General features: G+C 60.2%; 18 protein-coding genes. 12 read left to right on the top strand and 6 right to left on the bottom strand.

Going from position 1 to position 15267, the window contains the following annotated elements:
* The first annotated feature begins 291 nt into the window (after positions 1 to 291).
* From OEJ36_RS26475 to OEJ36_RS26460, 4 genes are all read left to right on the top strand, one after another.
* Positions 292 to 1545, top strand: coding sequence for a ribonucleotide-diphosphate reductase subunit beta (locus OEJ36_RS26475; protein ID WP_184487856.1), 1254 nt, complete (start codon positions 292 to 294; stop codon positions 1543 to 1545).
* Between the two features lie 112 nt (positions 1546 to 1657).
* Entirely contained in the window at positions 1658 to 2776 is a 1119-nt protein-coding gene (locus tag OEJ36_RS26470) for a hypothetical protein (RefSeq protein WP_263404046.1), read from the top strand.
* Entirely contained in the window at positions 2769 to 3263 is a 495-nt protein-coding gene (locus OEJ36_RS26465; protein ID WP_263404045.1) for a hypothetical protein, read from the top strand. The genes OEJ36_RS26470 and OEJ36_RS26465 overlap by 8 nt, the downstream gene beginning before the upstream one ends.
* A 435-nt stretch (positions 3264 to 3698) precedes the next feature.
* Positions 3699 to 4196 (top strand): Bro-N domain-containing protein, encoded by a 498-nt coding sequence (locus OEJ36_RS26460; RefSeq protein WP_263404044.1) that lies wholly within the window; start codon positions 3699 to 3701, stop codon positions 4194 to 4196.
* 42 nt (positions 4197 to 4238) lie between these two features.
* On the opposite strand, the gene OEJ36_RS26455 is transcribed toward OEJ36_RS26460, so the two are convergent.
* Positions 4239 to 4643: a hypothetical protein gene (locus OEJ36_RS26455; protein ID WP_263404043.1), complete on the bottom strand. Its 405-nt coding sequence runs from the start codon at positions 4641 to 4643 to the stop codon at positions 4239 to 4241.
* A 268-nt stretch (positions 4644 to 4911) separates the two neighbouring features.
* On the opposite strand from OEJ36_RS26455, the gene OEJ36_RS26450 reads away from it, so the two are divergent.
* The 3 genes from OEJ36_RS26450 to OEJ36_RS26440 all read left to right on the top strand — a co-directional run bounded on the left by OEJ36_RS26450 (position 4912) and on the right by OEJ36_RS26440 (position 6505).
* Entirely contained in the window at positions 4912 to 5229 is a 318-nt protein-coding gene (locus OEJ36_RS26450) for a hypothetical protein (RefSeq protein ID WP_317891605.1), read from the top strand.
* A gap of 50 nt (positions 5230 to 5279) precedes the next feature.
* Entirely contained in the window at positions 5280 to 6056 is a 777-nt protein-coding gene (locus tag OEJ36_RS26445) for an ATP-grasp domain-containing protein (RefSeq protein WP_263404042.1), read from the top strand.
* Between the two features lie 143 nt (positions 6057 to 6199).
* Positions 6200 to 6505 (top strand): hypothetical protein, encoded by a 306-nt coding sequence (locus OEJ36_RS26440; RefSeq protein ID WP_263404041.1) that lies wholly within the window; start codon positions 6200 to 6202, stop codon positions 6503 to 6505.
* 147 nt (positions 6506 to 6652) lie between these two features.
* On the opposite strand, the gene OEJ36_RS26435 is transcribed toward OEJ36_RS26440, so the two are convergent.
* The gene (locus OEJ36_RS26435) at positions 6653 to 7135 is read right to left on the bottom strand and encodes a hypothetical protein (protein WP_263404040.1); all 483 of its coding nucleotides are present in this window, start codon (positions 7133 to 7135) and stop codon (positions 6653 to 6655) included.
* A gap of 363 nt (positions 7136 to 7498) precedes the next feature.
* On the opposite strand from OEJ36_RS26435, the gene OEJ36_RS26430 reads away from it, so the two are divergent.
* The gene (locus tag OEJ36_RS26430; protein ID WP_263404039.1) at positions 7499 to 8176 is read left to right on the top strand and encodes a hypothetical protein; all 678 of its coding nucleotides are present in this window, start codon (positions 7499 to 7501) and stop codon (positions 8174 to 8176) included.
* Here the strand turns inward: OEJ36_RS26430 and OEJ36_RS26425 are convergent.
* The 3 genes from OEJ36_RS26425 to OEJ36_RS26415 all read right to left on the bottom strand — a co-directional run bounded on the left by OEJ36_RS26425 (position 8157) and on the right by OEJ36_RS26415 (position 10099).
* Positions 8157 to 8534: a VOC family protein gene (locus tag OEJ36_RS26425; RefSeq protein ID WP_263404038.1), complete on the bottom strand. Its 378-nt coding sequence runs from the start codon at positions 8532 to 8534 to the stop codon at positions 8157 to 8159. The two genes, OEJ36_RS26430 and OEJ36_RS26425, sit on opposite strands and share 20 nt — an antisense overlap.
* Before the next feature lie 3 nt (positions 8535 to 8537).
* A complete protein-coding gene (locus OEJ36_RS26420) occupies positions 8538 to 9131 on the bottom strand; it encodes an RDD family protein (protein ID WP_263404037.1) in 594 nt (197 codons plus the stop codon).
* Positions 9132 to 9346: 215 nt separating this feature from the next.
* Positions 9347 to 10099 (bottom strand): hypothetical protein, encoded by a 753-nt coding sequence (locus OEJ36_RS26415; RefSeq protein WP_263404036.1) that lies wholly within the window; start codon positions 10097 to 10099, stop codon positions 9347 to 9349.
* A gap of 134 nt (positions 10100 to 10233) precedes the next feature.
* Between OEJ36_RS26415 and OEJ36_RS26410 the strand changes: the two genes are divergently transcribed.
* Both OEJ36_RS26410 and OEJ36_RS26405 read left to right on the top strand, forming a co-directional pair.
* Complete coding sequence (locus OEJ36_RS26410; RefSeq protein WP_043245140.1) at positions 10234 to 11118, top strand: LysR substrate-binding domain-containing protein; 885 nt, start codon at positions 10234 to 10236, stop codon at positions 11116 to 11118.
* A 187-nt stretch (positions 11119 to 11305) separates the two neighbouring features.
* Complete coding sequence (locus OEJ36_RS26405; RefSeq protein ID WP_173172181.1) at positions 11306 to 12142, top strand: bifunctional allantoicase/(S)-ureidoglycine aminohydrolase; 837 nt, start codon at positions 11306 to 11308, stop codon at positions 12140 to 12142.
* Between the two features lie 154 nt (positions 12143 to 12296).
* Here OEJ36_RS26405 and OEJ36_RS26400 read toward each other — a convergent pair whose 3' ends face one another.
* Entirely contained in the window at positions 12297 to 13076 is a 780-nt protein-coding gene (locus OEJ36_RS26400) for an NAD(P)H-dependent oxidoreductase (RefSeq protein WP_263404035.1), read from the bottom strand.
* Positions 13077 to 13160: 84 nt separating this feature from the next.
* Here OEJ36_RS26400 and OEJ36_RS26395 point away from each other — a divergent pair, with 84 nt between their 5' ends.
* Both OEJ36_RS26395 and OEJ36_RS26390 read left to right on the top strand, forming a co-directional pair.
* Positions 13161 to 14054, top strand: coding sequence for a LysR family transcriptional regulator (locus OEJ36_RS26395; protein WP_263404034.1), 894 nt, complete (start codon positions 13161 to 13163; stop codon positions 14052 to 14054).
* A gap of 157 nt (positions 14055 to 14211) precedes the next feature.
* Positions 14212 to 15258, top strand: coding sequence for a hypothetical protein (locus OEJ36_RS26390; protein WP_263404033.1), 1047 nt, complete (start codon positions 14212 to 14214; stop codon positions 15256 to 15258).
* Positions 15259 to 15267 lie beyond the last annotated feature (9 nt).

The raw sequence follows: 15267 nt of genomic DNA, 5'->3' as shown, positions 1-15267 counted from the left end.
AGTCGGCAAAGGGCAACAGCCCAAAGCTCCACCGGCACTACCCAAATTTTCATGGCCGCTCCCTTATAGAGAGAAGCCACAAGCGCAGGCCCAGGCCGCGCCGCAAGACCGAACACCGTCAACCGCGAACGCGGCATCCATCGGGCAGCTGACACAGACGCCCGTGACCAGGCCCCGGCACGACCGGGAGCGGACAAGCAGTTCGGCAGTAAAAGCTTCAGCGTGCACACACCCACGCACCATTTACCCAGGCCGGCAGAGAACGGCCGAACCAACCAGGAGAGAGGACAGATGCTCAGCTGGGACGAATTCGACAAAGAAGACGCCGCCGCACCCGCCGCCCAACCCGCCGCCGCGAACAACGCCGCAGCCGCTGCCGGCGCCGACAAGCTCGATGACGAGGCCGCCGGCTCCGTACAGGAAGCCCGCGCCGTATCCGCCGCTGACTCCGACGCCGTCGCTCGCGCCAAGAAGGCCCTCGACGCCCTCGACATCCAGGAAGGCCTGGACGACCTCGAAGGCGCCTCCGCGCGCGTACAGGTCGGCGACAAGCAGATGATCAACGCCCGCGCCGACCTCAACCAGCTCGTACCCTTCAAGTACGACTGGGCCTGGCAAAAGTATCTGGATGGTTGCGCCAACCACTGGATGCCGCAGGAAGTGAACATGAACGCCGACATCGCTCTATGGAAGAGCAAGGACGGCCTCAGCGAAGACGAGCGCCGCATCGTCATGCGCAACCTCGGCTTCTTCTCCACCGCCGACTCCCTGGTTGCCAACAACCTGGTGCTCGCCGTCTACCGCCTGATCACCAACCCCGAATGCCGCCAGTACATCCTGCGCCAGGCCTTCGAGGAAGCGATCCACACCCACGCCTACCAGTACTGCATCGAATCGCTGGGCATGGACGAGGGCGAAATCTTCAACATGTACCACGAGATCCCGAGCGTCGCTAAGAAGGCGTCCTGGGGCCTCAAGTACACCCGCTCGATCTCCGATCCCAAGTTCGAAACCGGCACCCCGGAGACCGACCGCCAGTTCCTGCGCAACCTCATCGCCTACTACTGCGTACTGGAAGGCATCTTCTTCTACTGCGGCTTCACCCAGATCCTCTCCATGGGCCGCCGCAACAAGATGACCGGCACCGCCGAGCAGTTCCAATACATCCTGCGCGACGAATCCATGCACCTGAACTTCGGCATCGACGTGATCAACCAGATCAAGATCGAAAACCCGCACCTGTGGGATGCCGCCATGAAGGACGAAGCCACCCAGATGATCCTCCAGGGCACCCAACTGGAAATCGAATACGCACGCGACACCATGCCGCGCGGCGTACTGGGCATGAACGCCGCGATGATGGAGGACTACCTCAAGTTCATCGCCAACCGCCGCCTCACCCAGATCGGCCTGAAAGAGGAATACCCGGGCACCACCAACCCGTTCCCCTGGATGAGCGAGATCATGGACCTGAAGAAAGAGAAGAACTTCTTCGAAACTCGAGTGATCGAGTACCAGACCGGCGGTGCGCTGAGCTGGGATTGATTCCGGGTCGAACCATTAGGAACACATAAACGCTTCAACCTGATACGGATTTTCGGGGTAGCGATAGAAAGACGAAACCCCGCCTTTGTGCGGGGTTTTTTTTGGAGAAATCATGCAAATCACCGGTCACCTTACGTTCTTTAACATCAACTCTTGCGGCACTTACCGTTACGCTGGAAAAGAACCTATCGCTTGCCTGCCAAAAGAGCTTTTTTCTCTAATCAAAAACTGGCGAGCCACAGTCGACTTCGAAAACTCTCTTCCTTGGTCCCCCAAAAAGAATAAGCCGCAATGCAGGCTTCGGGAGATATACAAAAGCCCGACCAATGGCGACTACGTCTTAACCCTCTGGAAAAGCGACTCAGACTCAACTGGCCAATCTGTCGGCGTGGTAGAAGGTGAAGGCACGGTAATTACCAGATCAGACAAACATCTGGGAAAAACAGTAATTTGGGGGAAACCCTGTTACTACTGGGTGATCCCAGAATACAACTTAATTGCATCAATAAAATTCGAGCACTCGCGAACTGACTCAGAGCTATTTCAAGACTGGGTAGCTAGTGCCATTAACAATCGTATTGAGATCCCTGGGTCTACGAAGAAAACAAGTGATAATGGCTATGTTCAATTTATAAGAACTGACGATTCCAAGGAGGAGGACGACGCTACTATAAAGACCATATTCCGATTTGACATGAGCATAAAAAGCATCAAGACAAATGATGCTCGACTACAAGAGCTTTCACAAAACACTACGCATATTATCCGCAAAGAGCGAATTGAACTCACCGAGATTGACGATCGCCCGGAAATTCTAAAGCTTCTCGGCCGCATCCCCCAAGCTCTTTCTACTGTGCCAAATGATAAGAATAAGCTGCAGCGAAAAGTCGAAATCAAAATTGAAGCGCAGCCAACACCTGAAGAGATCAAGAACATCATTGAAAGTTGCTCGTTAGAAATAACACCCGACGACAGAGAGTTCACTAACGTTGGCTTTGTCACTAAGCGCGGCGGCGTGAAGTGGGCCGATGAATTCAGAATGACCGAAAGCATTTTCATGGATGACCTTGGTCATAAAATCCTGCCAGGCGATGTTCTGTATGCAAAGCTCGCACTTGAGCGAGAAAAATACCTGAATCCGATCATCACCGAGATTGCGAGAGAAGCCTCACTCACACCGAACACTACGCAAGACGTAGAAAATGGAGCGACGGAGGCCCAAAGTGCTTAAGCTTATACTTTCCTTAATCCTGCCAACGATAGTAGGGTTTATTATTTACAAGTTCGGAATAGACTTTTCGACCGTAGGAATACAGAAGACATCTGACATAACTCTAGCCATCTCCGGAATGATATTCACCATAATGGGAGTATGGATTGCCTTTATATATCCAAATGCAATACTTAGGTTAAAAAGCCATAAGCTGGAACCTGCAGACTTCACTGAAAACGAAGAAGAAAAGGAACGATTAGGACGGATTGTTGGAGCAATCGTTCAGTCTTCGCTTGTAGCAACAGCAATCCTAATTGCAAACTTGGTGAGTGCTGCCATTGACAACCCGCAACAACAAACCACAACACCTATAATAGCGGCCATAATAATTTCCGCGGCAATATTGCAAATTGAGGGGATTTTTCAAGTAATTCGCTCAAACATAGAATTTCTGAGTGACCTACATAGCAAATCAACAAGAAAAAAAACTGAGCAGCAACTTTAAAATCCGACCTAGATCAGCACCGTGCCAAGAAAGAATATAAGGCTCACACTTGTACCTGAGGCTGAAGTACCTCCGCCTACAACGCACTTAGAAATCGTCTTGTCCACTATCGGACAAGGCGATGCCCGCGCCGCCTTCACGTTTCTGCTTGCCGATCAGCCATTTCCCACGCGGTAACTGCATTGCCACTTTCCGGGTGCGCCCATAGCCTCCGTACCCGGCGCCTAAGAAACGTCCTTACCAGAGCGGTCATCCGCACCCGATAGTTATGCGGCTTTTTTGTGCTCGCGGCATAATCGCGCACGCAAAAACCTCTGCTCTGTCGGGAGCGGACTAATACAAGACCCGCAAGGGGAATACGTCCGGCCCGTCTCTGGTGGGTTTCTTAGCTCCCGACACCAACCACGCCCTAAGAAGCGATCAGAGGTAATGGATATGCCTGACTCCCTCCACCCCCAACCCGATCAAGAAATCCTCATCCCCACCCTCTTCACCCGCCACAAGCGCCTGCTGCGCGCCGTGCTGCTGGAAGACCAACCCTGGTTCGCCGTCACCGACCTGGCCCGGCTGATGAACCACCCGCCCTTGGCTGAGCGCCTGCCGCACAACCTGGATGACGACCAGATGCAGATCGCCTGGATGCGCAACGGCCACGGCGACTTCAAGTGCGAATGGCTGGTCAGCGAATCCGGCGCCTACGCCGCGCTCATCCACTACTACCACCCGGAAAACCGCTGCATCCGCCAATGGCTCACCCAGCAGGTGATCCCCTGCCTGCGTGCCGAACAGCCCCAGGTCGGCCACTGGCCCGTCCGTTCGGTGGCGCAATGGATGGGGCAGGAGTTGCAGGTGCTGCATTGGCAGGACGTGGTCTGGCTGCCCCTCGAAGACTGCCCGCGCCTGCTGCCCAGGCCGCCCCATGTGATCGGCTAGCACGACCGAGGGCTGGAGATTCCAGCCCTCATCCACCGCCCCTCAGAGCGTGATGGTCGTGGCCGGATAGAACAGCACATTGAGCCCGAAGAGGATCATCCAGAAGCCGATCTCCAGCGTTTCGGTGATCGGCTGGATGCGCCGGATCGCGCCATACACATGCACCACGAACATCAGCGTGAATACCAGAAACAGCAGGTCGAAGGCATAGCTGTACCCGGTCCCCGTGGTGACGGAACGCAGCATGGCCAGCTCGATGATCAGGATGAACGCCCCCAGGCAGCGGCCGAAATAGATCGCCAGGTGCTGGTGCTCGGGAATGGTCCAGCGCATCAGCCGGGCCCAGGCGATGGGGGCCACGAAGATGGGCAGTGCGAAGAACAGCGTCGTCACGGTCATCAGCGTGGTGAGGTATTCACGGCTGTATTGCGCGTAGTAACCAAGCATCACAGAACTCCTTGTTCCGTCGCCGCACAGGGCATCGTTATTGTTTTTCAGGCGGGTCTTGCCGGCTGAAGAATCGGGATGCGCGGAGCGGCGGGTCAAGCAAATCGCGGGATGGCAGTACCAAGGAAGGTGGCAGGGGCAATAAGGATCGGGACCTAAGTCGCAACGCGCCACAGGCACCTTCGAACCTGTCGCATGCCCTGGCTGATGACTTGCGGATCGCCGCTTCGTACTATCCCGCTCCCCGATTCATCGCCAAGGAAAGCATGTGGAAAGCAGGACCAGGGATTGGCGAAAGGCACTCGTCCTCAGCCTGCTGACAGCCACGTTCCTGGCTGCCTGGCTCAGCACCGGCTTCTACAAAACGCGCTTCGCCGAAGACAACCGGCTGGTCTTCTTCATCAAGAAACAGCCCTCGTTCCAGGTGAGGTTCATCAACCCGTTCGCCACCGACGCCGACAGCAAGAAGCTCAGTCAACTGAGCGAGGAAGAGCGGCAAGAGGTGATCGATTACTGCAGGTACCGCCTGGGTATCGAAACGGAGTTGAAGACGCAGGAAGAACTGGATAGCTGCGAGCAACGCTGACCCTGTACCTTGCCGAACAAGCACCTCGACTCGCTTACGGAATGGAAGCCATGCACCTGCTCTACCCCTCATCACCCGATAACCCGAACATCCCGGACGAGACCTTTGCCGAAGAATTCGCAGCGGCCAAGGCTGCCGGTTTCGGTTGCTCGCTGTTCTCCTGCGAGGAGCTGGAGCTGCAACGCTTCAAACCGAAGCCGGCACTCGAAGAAGGGTGCCGCGTCCTGTACCGCGGCTGGATGCTGACGCCGGACGGCTACAGCTACCTGCATGCGTCCATCGCCAGCAAAGGCGCCATTCCCGTAACCAACCCTGAGCAGTACCGGCATTGCCACCACCTGCCCGAGTGGTATCCGCAATGCCGGGACTTGACCCCCGCCACCCTGGTTCTTCCCCGTGACGCCGACTTCGCCGCCGCGCTGGCCGAGGCGGGCTGGTCCGCCTGCTTCGTGAAGGACTACGTGAAATCGCTGACCACCCAGCGTGGCTCCGTCGCCCGCAACGCGGACGAAGTGGTCGAGATCATTGCCCTTATCGAACGCTATCGCGGCGAGCTGGAAGGCGGCATCTGCCTGAGGGAATTCGAGCCGCTGATCCCGGAAACGGAAGAGCGCTATTTCGTCCTCGACGGTCGCGCCCATGGCCGGAGCGACGAGGTGCCGGCACTCGTCCACGACATCGCCCAACGCGTGCCCTGCCCCTTCTTCTCGGTCGACCTGGTGGCCTCGGAAACCGGCGCCCTGCGCCTGGTGGAGCTAGGCGACGGGCAGGTCTCCGACCGCAAGCAATGGCCGGCAGAACGCTTCGTGGCCATGTTGTGTTCATAGGCTTCAACTTAACCGGCAGAAGGCCAGGAAGGCTCCAGATAGAGCCTCCATCCAGGAAGCGATGACCAAGGAACCTGCATGAACACTCGATCGATCTACCTGCTGACCCTGCTGTCTTTGAACCCCGTCGTGGCCAACGCCGAATGCATCACGGCATTCTGGATACCGCGGAGCTCTATTCGCCGGAAAAGGAGACCACCATCGAAGAGCGTGCGTTCAAACGAACCTCTATCCCGCGGGCAGTGGCCAACACGCTGAGCCCCAGTGACGCCTCACTGAATAGCCACCACGCATACGATCCGGGAAACACCCGGGCCCTGGTGAAGGTCCGCGATGAGCCGATCTTCATCGACCGTTATGGGTGGACTCGCCAAGGAGATCGATACGGCAAGGTGTCCATCGACCAGATCGGAGAAGTACTGGATTCTGGTTGCTCTGAAACACCCTAACCGCGTGGATAGTCCGACTTGCTCGCCAGAAACACCGCCAACGCCGCAAAACGCCTGTGTGCCTCCCAAGCGAATACGCGGTTTGCCAGTGGGTCGAGCAACACGCCCAGCCAGCGTGGTCGCAACAGGCGTCGCTTCCGTGGGCAGTCAGGAAGCAAGTGCTTTCAAGGAGGCGGCGACATCGCTGTCCACGCAGAGAACTGCAGCGCCCTTTTGCTGTATGCAGGCCTTCCGTTCGCCTGTGGTCAGGAAGAAAACCTTGCGCCCTTCAAGCCTGAACCAGCCCGCGCGAAAGCCATAAGTCGCGATGCCATTCAGCCGAACACTGCTCTCCAACGCCTCCCTGTCTGCCGGTAGAACCTTGAGCCCCTCAACTGGCCACGAAGCGCTGTAGAACCCCGACCGCACATGAAGTGCTCCCTCATCCACATACACCTTGCCCCCGGCCTGGAAGACCAGGTACCCCTGCAGCAACGCGTAGAGAACGCCCCCCACCAGAACACTCTTCAAGCTGATGCTCTTGCTGATCAACAGATCTGCACCGAGCATCACCGCCACTGGCAATACGGCGATCAGTAGGCTGTTCAACAGCATTGATTTGAAACCGAGAGAAACCGTCACCACGTCCATTCAGAACATCCACCCCGAGAAATACTGAATGGCAATCATTGTCATCCCCAAAACGAAAGTCCATTGAGGGAAAAGGCGGCTTTTTGCTCGCTTGAAGAACCAGGAGCAGCTCTGGGCTGCAGTGGGATGGGGCTTGAAGCAGGCGCCAAAAGAAAAGGCTTACGCCAGAATCGACGCCATCCAAGAACCTGAAAAAGAATTCGTCATTGATCCAGGCATCCCGCTTATTGGAGATTTCCCCCAGGGCTGGATTCGCCAACGAAAACACGCGAAAAGGCATGAGCCATTTCACGCTCCGCATCAGACAAGGCCCTGTCGTACCTGCGACATATCACTTGCCCCTGCACTCAAGGTAGGTCCCCCATGCTGAACCTGGACAAGCCCATCGAAAGAGGTACCTGGCGATACGCGGGTCAACGCGTGCAGGGCCTGCAAATCCAGACCATTCCTATCGCGGGCAAGTCCATTGAACTCATCGCGAAGGAACTGGGCGGTGCCGCCTACCAGATAGGCCGTATCCATACCGAGAATGCCTTCGTGGTGAAGAAAGGGGTCCTGTTACTGCTGTATGTGAGGCCGGACTACAGGGGATACCGCCGAACGGCCGGCCTGGTTTTCGCTCCCTGTTCCTGGAAGGTCGACTACGACCATGCGCTGAGCAGGAACCTCGCCTGCAAGCTGGGCTACACCTACGTGCTGATGCTGCGGGTGGTACCAAGAATCAACCGCTCGCATGGCCACCTCGAACGAAACCTGAAGGAGAGCGATGAGGTGCCAGGCATCTGCTTCGCCGATGAACGAATCCGGGGCAAATGGATAGGTCGTTCAGCAAGCAGGCTGCTGACGCCTCCGAGCGCCTTCTCACCTCATCAGACGACCCAGTACGGGCTGACGTTGCGTCAGGCCGGCCAATGGGGCTTCGCGATGGGGGTGGAGGATGACGACAGGGAAATTCCCGGCCTCAAGCTGATTGCCGATTTCAGTGCCCCTGCGCTCCTATCAGCCCAGACTCCAATCGCTCTTAGTGAGAACCGCGACTAAGCCCCCGCTGCCGCAAGCCAATGCAATTGCCCCAGGGGTCGCGCACCTGGCAGATGCGGTCGCCGTCCTCCAGCGCCAACGGCCCTCGGTACAGCAGCGCGCCCAGTTGGCCAAGGCGCAGCACTTCGGCATCCAGATCATCCACCGCCCAATAGACGATGGTGCCCGCCGCGCCACTGGCGACCTTGTCGTCGGCGTTGACGATCTCCAGCACCACGCCGCCCATCTCCAAGTGCCCGTAGTCATCCGTCGATGGCAGCACAGGCTTCGCCTCGGGGAAGGCACGCTGGTACCAGTCGGTGGCTGCACGCCAGTCACCGACGTGCAGGAGAATCGAGAGGATGCGGGGCTCGGGCATGGATCAGGCCCTGACCACAAGGGTCCTCGCCGCATGGTCGCCAAGACGCTGGCGGCGCTGCCCGAAGATGAAGATCACATCGAAGATGCCGAGCATGCTCACCAGCCCGCGCAGGCAGGACTTGTGCAGCTCGCCTGGGGCGCCGGTCTCGCTGTCGACGACGCGGATTTTCATCAGGCGCTTGCCGAGCCCCTGCCCGTTGAACCCGTCCTTGAACAGCAGGTAGGCGAACAGCAGCAGGACGCTGATAGTGCCAATAGATTCAGGGGTGCCGGCCTGCCGGAAGATTACGACATCGACAAAGACGCTAAACACGCCCAGCGCCAGCAAGGCCGCCCAGAAGTCGACCTGCGATGCCACGAAGCGTGCCCAGAGCGGGGCGAGCCGTTGGTCGAGCTGCTCGCGCCGAACCGCGGCGGATACCTGGGCCTGTTGCGGCACCACGCGTTCGCCCAGGCTCGATTCGCGCTCGATAAGCACCTCGCGAACGACCCGCTCGGCGACGTCCGTCAGGCCGCCCTGCGCGAGCAGGTCGATCAGGATTTCAGTCCGCCGTCCGCTGTAGGTTTCGCGTAGCCGCGCTTCGGTTGCTTCCATGACTTCCTCCTTGAAATCGGTTGTTCAATCCATTGAGCCCGCGTCAGATGCGCTCGTGACCGACGGGGGATGGCGGATTCTGCTGCGGCCCAACTCGGGCCGTCAATCAGCGCTGCACCGTAGGTTGGCGCCGAGCGCAGCGAGGCCCAACACCACCCTGGCCAGGCCTGAGCGCCCTGCAGGTCAAGGGGCGGCGCAGTGCCTCGTCGTTCCGTTCAGGCGCCCCAACGCTTGGTCATGTTCTTCTTCCACGGCATATAGCGGACCTCGACGGTGTAGTTGGGCCCCGCCTCCGGCGACGGATAGAACGGCAAGTCGTGAGGCTTGAGCGCCGCGCAGCGTTGTTCGAGGCGCTGGCGGAGCGCTTCATCGGGATGGAAGGCGTTGGGCTGGTTTGGGTGAGGCCCCAGCGTGACTCGGCACGTCTGCCGCTGGCCTTCCGCATCCGGGGTGATGAGAAAGAACGCACGCCCGACAGCATCGATCGCCTCATCCTTGAACACCGCGTGCCACAGGTAGTTGTCCTGCGCGAAGCGCTCGGTATAGCGCATCTGCGCCTTGAGCAGTTCCAGCGACGGCACTGGGAAGACCAAAGGAGCGAGAATGGCTCGCCCTTCATCATCACCGAGTATCGAGCTTGGAATGGGCGGCAGGACCATATCCCAGCACATTGCAGACAACTGCTTTTCCAGCCTGGGGTTGAATGGCGGCGCGTCCACTCTCGGCTTCGAGAACGGCCTGGCTTGGCAACTTTCGATTCCGCCATCCCGGTCTATCTGCAGCAGTATTTCGACACTCCCCACCAGCATCCCGTCCCCAGCGGCCAACCCGAGCTTGCGCAGGCTTTCCTGCATCTGCCAGATGTAACGCTGTTCCTCGGTTTCAAAAGGTGGGGGCGTACCTGGAGCGGGACTCTGGCAGGCCGACAGGCAGCACAGGGCAATGAAGGCAAGCACCGCTTTACGCATGGGAACCATCCTTGAATTCCAGAGAGTGCGCGAGACTAGAGAGTGCCCAGGGGTGGCGTCAATCCGAACCATATTGCCCCTTCTCCCCCTTGCTGCTAAAAGCCCTCATCCCCATTCGAAAGATGAATACCGCCATGGACCACAGTGACCGATCGAATAGCCGCGTGTTCGAGCTCGACCTGCTCCGCGCCATGGTCGCGGTGGCCGATTGCGGCAGCTTCACCACGGCGGCCAGTCGGCTGAATTCCACCCAGTCCACCGTCAGCCAGAAGATCCGCCGCCTGGAAGAGATGGCCGGGCACCGCCTGCTGGAGCGCGGCAACCGCGACGTGCTGCCCACCGACGCCGGCGAAACGCTGCTCGGCTATGCGCGGCGCATGCTGGCGCTGAACGACGAGCTGCAGGAGGCGCTGTCCGGGGCGACGGTGGCGCTGACGGTGCGCATCGGCGTGCCCGACGACTTCGCCACCGGGCGCACCACCGAGCAGCTGGCGGCGTTCAATCGGCATTACCCCCAGGTGAAGCTGGAGGTGACCAGCGGGCTGAGCCGTGACCTCTCCGCCAGCTACGACCGCGGCGAGCTGGACCTGGTGCTGCTCAAGCAGCGGCAGAACGCCCGCGAGGCGCTGGCCTGCTGGCCGGAGAAAACACGCTGGGTGGATAGCGCGAAGAACCCCTGCATCGACCTCGACCCGCTGCCCATCGTCACCTTCCCGCCGCGCGGCGTGTACCGCGACGAGATGATCGCGGCACTGGAGGCAGTAGGCCGGCGCTGGCACATCAGCTTCACCAGTTCGAGCCTGTCCGGCATCCAGTCGGCCATCGCCGATGGCATGGGCATTGGCCTGCTGCCGCAGCGGGCGGTGACGGCGGACCACGCCGTGCTGGCGAAGAAAGCTGGGCTACCCTCGGTGGATGCCTTCGAAGTGGCGCTGCTGCACCGCCCGGCGGCGGACCCGATGGTGAAGGAACTGGCCCAAGTACTTTCACGGGTTCTGGCGCAGGATACGAAAGGCTGACAGGACTCCGCCTTGCATTCGAAAACCGAATACAGCGGATTCCAACATTTAATTTGTGCATGGACATATCGCTGGATATCGTGCTCTCCAGCGACGGCCAGCGCTCCAACGGGCGCGCCGCTCCGCACCATTGCTCACCACGGCGCCGCACGCGCCGGGCAGCAAGACAACAATGAGGAAATACCCCATGGCCAAATCCACCTATTACGCGCCGCACGGCGGGCACCCGGCACAGACCGAGCTGCTCACCGACCGCGCCATGTTCACCGAAGCCTATGCCGTGATCCCCAAGGGCGTGATGCGTGACATCGTCACCAGCCACCTGCCCTTCTGGGACAACATGCGCATGTGGGTCATCGCCCGCCCGCTGTCCGGCTTCGCCGAGACCTTCTCCCAGTACATCGTCGAGCTGGCCCCCCAGGGCGGCAGCGACAAGCCCGAGCAGGACGTCAACGCCGAAGCGGTGCTGTTCATCGTCGAAGGCGAGCTGACCCTGACCCTGCAAGGCCAGGTGCACACCATGCAACCGGGCGGCTATGCCTTCATTCCGCCGGGCGCCGACTACAAGGTGCGCAACACCAGCGGCCAGCACACCCGCTTCCACTGGATCCGCAAGCACTACCAGAAGGTCGACGGCGTACCGCTGCCGGAAGCCTTCGTCACCAACGAGCAGGACATCGAGCCGCGCGTGATGCCGGACACCGAAGGCCGTTGGAGCACCACCCGCTTCGTCGACATGGCCGACATGCGCCATGACATGCACGTGAACATCGTCAACTTCGAGCCGGGCGGCGTGATCCCCTTCGCCGAAACCCACGTGATGGAGCACGGCCTGTACGTGCTGGAAGGCAAGGCCGTCTACCGCCTGAACCAGGACTGGGTCGAAGTGGAAGCCGGTGACTTCATGTGGCTGCGCGCCTTCTGCCCGCAGGCCTGCTACTCCGGTGGCCCGGGTCGCTTCCGCTACCTGCTGTACAAGGATGTGAACCGCCACATGCGCCTGACTCTGAACCAGGCCCATTGATCCAAACGACGGGAGCCCAGTGCTCCCGTCGTCGTTTCTGCTGGGTCGCGAAAGGCACTGTAGCCTGGGCTTCAGCCCAGGGATGCTGGATCGATCCCGGCCCCGGGCTGAAGCCCGGGCTACCGTTGCTGCCGACCCCGCCCTCGGCACCTTGCTACCGCTTCACATGCGCCGCGAACCCGGCCTCCCCCGGCGCCACCTCGGGCTTGAGGGTCAGCGCGGGAATCTCGTAATCCCCTGCATTCTGCTGGCGATAGGCGATGGGCTCGGTGGTCCACAGCGCGTCCAGGCGCTGCCCCAGTTCCTGCTGGATGCTGGCGAAGCGGGCCGCGTCGACCCGGCTGGTGCGGTGCACCACGAAGGGCGGCAGCACATCGAAGCCGGGGTAATGCAGGATGCCGTGCTGGATGGGGAACAGCAGGTCGTCCATCGGGCCGTTGATGCCGCGCTCGCTGTAGTGGGAATCCCAGCCGCCGGTGGTCACCAGCAGCATCGCCCGCTTGCCCGCCATCGAACCCTCGCCGTAGCGGTTGCCCCAGCGCACATCCGAATGCTCGCCCACGCCATAGGCGAAGCCGTAGGCATACACGCGGTCGACCCAGCCCTTGAGGATCGCCGGCATCGAGAACCACCAGAGCGGGAATTGCAGGATCAGCGCATCCGCCCAACGCAGCTTGTCCTGCTCGGCGGCGATGTCCGCACTCTGCCGGCCGCTGGCGAAAGCACGCTTGGAATCCAGCGAGGCATCGAAGCGCGCCTCGGGGTCGCGGTCCAGGCTGTCGCCGGCATCGATGGGCGACTTCCAGCCCATCGCATACAGGTCGGACACCTGCACGGCATGGCCGGCGGCCTGCAGGCGCTGCACGGTGAAATCCTTCAGCGCGCCATTCAGCGAGCGGGGTTCAGGGTGGGCGAAGACGATCAGAACATTCATGGCAAACCTCCATAACGGGATGAGCGCAGGATGGTGTTCCGCCAGGTATATTGGAAATGAATAACCCATATTCCAGGTATGTGAATGAATAATCTCAGGCGTCTGGACCTCAACCTGCTGGTGACCCTCGACGTGCTGCTCGCCGAGCACAACGTCACCCGCGCCGCCGAGCGCCTGAATTTCTCCCAACCCTCGGTGAGCGTGCACCTGGCCAAGCTGCGGGGGATCTTCGACGACCCGCTGCTGCTACCCGGCCCGCGCGGCATGCGCCCCACCGCCCGCGCCGAGGAGCTGCGCGAGCCCCTGCGCCAGGCCCTGGAATCCCTGGAGCGCGCCGTGGCCCCGGCGAGCCCCTTCGACCCCGCCCAGGCCCGGGACACCTGGCGCGTCGCCGCCACCGACTACGGCGAATCGGCGATCCTCCTGCCCGCCCTCGCCGGCCTGCGCGCCGCCGCGCCGGGCACCCGCATCGCCGTGGTCGAGATGGTGCCCTCGCGCATCGCCAAGCAGGCGGAGCTGGGCGATATCGACCTGGCCTTCCACACCGCCGAAGGCTCGCCCCTCAACCTGCGCCGGCGCACCCTGTTCGCCGAGCGCTACGTGCTCGCCGGCCGCGCCGGCCACCCGCGCCTGAAGCGACGCCCGACGCTGAAGCAGTTCTGCACCCTCGACCAGGTGATCGTCTCCCCCGATGGCGGCGGCTTCTCCGGCGTCACCGACGACGCCCTCGCCCAGCACGGCCTGGCGCGCCGCGTGGTGCTCTCGGTGCCGCACTTCCTGTTCCTGCGCTCGGTATTGGAAAGCACCGACCTGGTGGCCATGCTCCCCGAACGCCTGGTGGGCAACAGCGGCACCCTGCAGGTGGTCGACGCTCCGCTGGAAGTCCCCGGCTACGAGATGGCCATGCTCTGGCACGAACGCTCCCACCGCGACCCCGCGCACCAGTGGCTGCGGGAGCAGATCGTCAAGGCGGTTTGAACAAGGAGTGGCTCCCGTGGGGCATGTAGGTCGGGTGCAACCCGACATCTGCGATGCATGGCCTCGCGGGTTTCACCCGCCCTACGGGCTGGGATGACAGTGCCGGAACAGCTCCGTACCATGCCGGGCACCCCATTCCCCAGCTCAAGGAAGACTCATGGAAAAGTGGAGCGATCGCCCTGTATCGGACAATCATTTAGAAGATCTTCTGAAACGTTCGGCAGTCATCCTCAAGCGGTATGCCCCGCAACTTGCAAAGTTCGCCCCGCCTGTAGTTGGCTTCGCACTCTTCCTGCTCTACTTCCAAGCCAATCATTTCTACCCCAGCTTCGACCTGCTGCAATTCTCGTCGCTGCTACTCAGCGCCAGCGGCGTTGGCTTCGCGATCATCGGCTTTGTCTTCCTTGCGTTACTGCTACCTGGGCAATGGATCTTTCATGGCTTCATGAACGTGTCGGATATCCGCAAGGGGCTTAGAGGGTGGCTACCGGAGAACCCTTCGGACTCCGATATCTTCTGGACGCTAGGATTGATCTTCCTAGCGCCCTACTGCCTAACCTCACTCCTGCTCTCGTTCGTTCTGATTCAGTTCCCAGGTCTGTTCTTTGCCAGCTTCATGGGCGGCAGTTTGCTCATCACGTTGCTGTGCGGGATCGTTATCCAACTGAAGTTCAAACTGCCCACGTTTGCGTTCATACGCTATGTCTTCCACTCCTGGGTGCCAGTAGCAGCAGTCAATGGTTTGGCTCTCTCTTTGATAGTCGATACCCAAGACCTGATAAATAAACTCGACGGGGATGTTCTTAAGGTTTTGGCGATCTGCTTGATCCCTTTAGCGTGCTGTTTCATCGCGGCTGTCACTTCTGCAATGAGCATTGGCAGCATCAAATACGCTGCTCCGTTCTCGTTATTTTTCGCCCTGCTGATAACCACCCTGAGCGGCGTCCTCTCGGGCCTCCCCGACCGCGTCATGCAACAACTCGGCCTGGGCAACTACCAAGCACAGAGCGTGCTGTTCAAACCGGACTACTGCAAAGGCGAGATGCCCGCCTGGCTGGGGTTGGGATCAAGTTGCAGCCTGAACGACGTGCATGTGATCTGGGGCTTGGGCGAGACCTACAGCTTTCTCATCGAACAGGACGGCAAGCAGCGCCAGGTGCAGGTCCCATCAAAGGAAATCAAAGCCATCGTGCGCGAGCGCTGATACGGGCCC

The sequence above is a fragment of the Pseudomonas sp. PDM13 genome (assembly GCF_025685765.1).
In the GTDB taxonomy this organism is placed as follows: Bacteria; Pseudomonadota; Gammaproteobacteria; order Pseudomonadales; family Pseudomonadaceae; genus Metapseudomonas; species Metapseudomonas solani.
The sequence above is the reverse complement of the archived record's forward strand: the minus strand, read 5'-3'. Positions and strand labels throughout refer to the sequence as shown.

What these genes read in the sequence shown, in the direction of transcription:
- OEJ36_RS26475 (WP_184487856.1), top strand. Translation starts at nt 292, where the DNA reads ATGCTCAGCTGGGACGAATTCGACAAAGAAGACGCCGCCGCACCCGCC.
- OEJ36_RS26420 (WP_263404037.1), bottom strand. Translation starts at nt 9,131, where the DNA reads ATGGAAGCAACCGAAGCGCGGCTACGCGAAACCTACAGCGGACGGCGG.
- OEJ36_RS26455 (WP_263404043.1), bottom strand. Translation starts at nt 4,643, where the DNA reads ATGCTTGGTTACTACGCGCAATACAGCCGTGAATACCTCACCACGCTG.
- OEJ36_RS26470 (WP_263404046.1), top strand. Translation starts at nt 1,658, where the DNA reads ATGCAAATCACCGGTCACCTTACGTTCTTTAACATCAACTCTTGCGGC.
- OEJ36_RS26410 (WP_043245140.1), top strand. Translation starts at nt 10,234, where the DNA reads ATGGACCACAGTGACCGATCGAATAGCCGCGTGTTCGAGCTCGACCTG.
- OEJ36_RS26390 (WP_263404033.1), top strand. Translation starts at nt 14,212, where the DNA reads ATGGAAAAGTGGAGCGATCGCCCTGTATCGGACAATCATTTAGAAGAT.
- OEJ36_RS26440 (WP_263404041.1), top strand. Translation starts at nt 6,200, where the DNA reads ATGCATCACGGCATTCTGGATACCGCGGAGCTCTATTCGCCGGAAAAG.
- OEJ36_RS26400 (WP_263404035.1), bottom strand. Translation starts at nt 13,076, where the DNA reads ATGAATGTTCTGATCGTCTTCGCCCACCCTGAACCCCGCTCGCTGAAT.
- OEJ36_RS26430 (WP_263404039.1), top strand. Translation starts at nt 7,499, where the DNA reads ATGCTGAACCTGGACAAGCCCATCGAAAGAGGTACCTGGCGATACGCG.
- OEJ36_RS26405 (WP_173172181.1), top strand. Translation starts at nt 11,306, where the DNA reads ATGGCCAAATCCACCTATTACGCGCCGCACGGCGGGCACCCGGCACAG.
- OEJ36_RS26425 (WP_263404038.1), bottom strand. Translation starts at nt 8,534, where the DNA reads ATGCCCGAGCCCCGCATCCTCTCGATTCTCCTGCACGTCGGTGACTGG.
- OEJ36_RS26435 (WP_263404040.1), bottom strand. Translation starts at nt 7,135, where the DNA reads ATGGACGTGGTGACGGTTTCTCTCGGTTTCAAATCAATGCTGTTGAAC.
- OEJ36_RS26395 (WP_263404034.1), top strand. Translation starts at nt 13,161, where the DNA reads ATGAATAATCTCAGGCGTCTGGACCTCAACCTGCTGGTGACCCTCGAC.
- OEJ36_RS26460 (WP_263404044.1), top strand. Translation starts at nt 3,699, where the DNA reads ATGCCTGACTCCCTCCACCCCCAACCCGATCAAGAAATCCTCATCCCC.
- OEJ36_RS26445 (WP_263404042.1), top strand. Translation starts at nt 5,280, where the DNA reads ATGCACCTGCTCTACCCCTCATCACCCGATAACCCGAACATCCCGGAC.
- OEJ36_RS26415 (WP_263404036.1), bottom strand. Translation starts at nt 10,099, where the DNA reads ATGCGTAAAGCGGTGCTTGCCTTCATTGCCCTGTGCTGCCTGTCGGCC.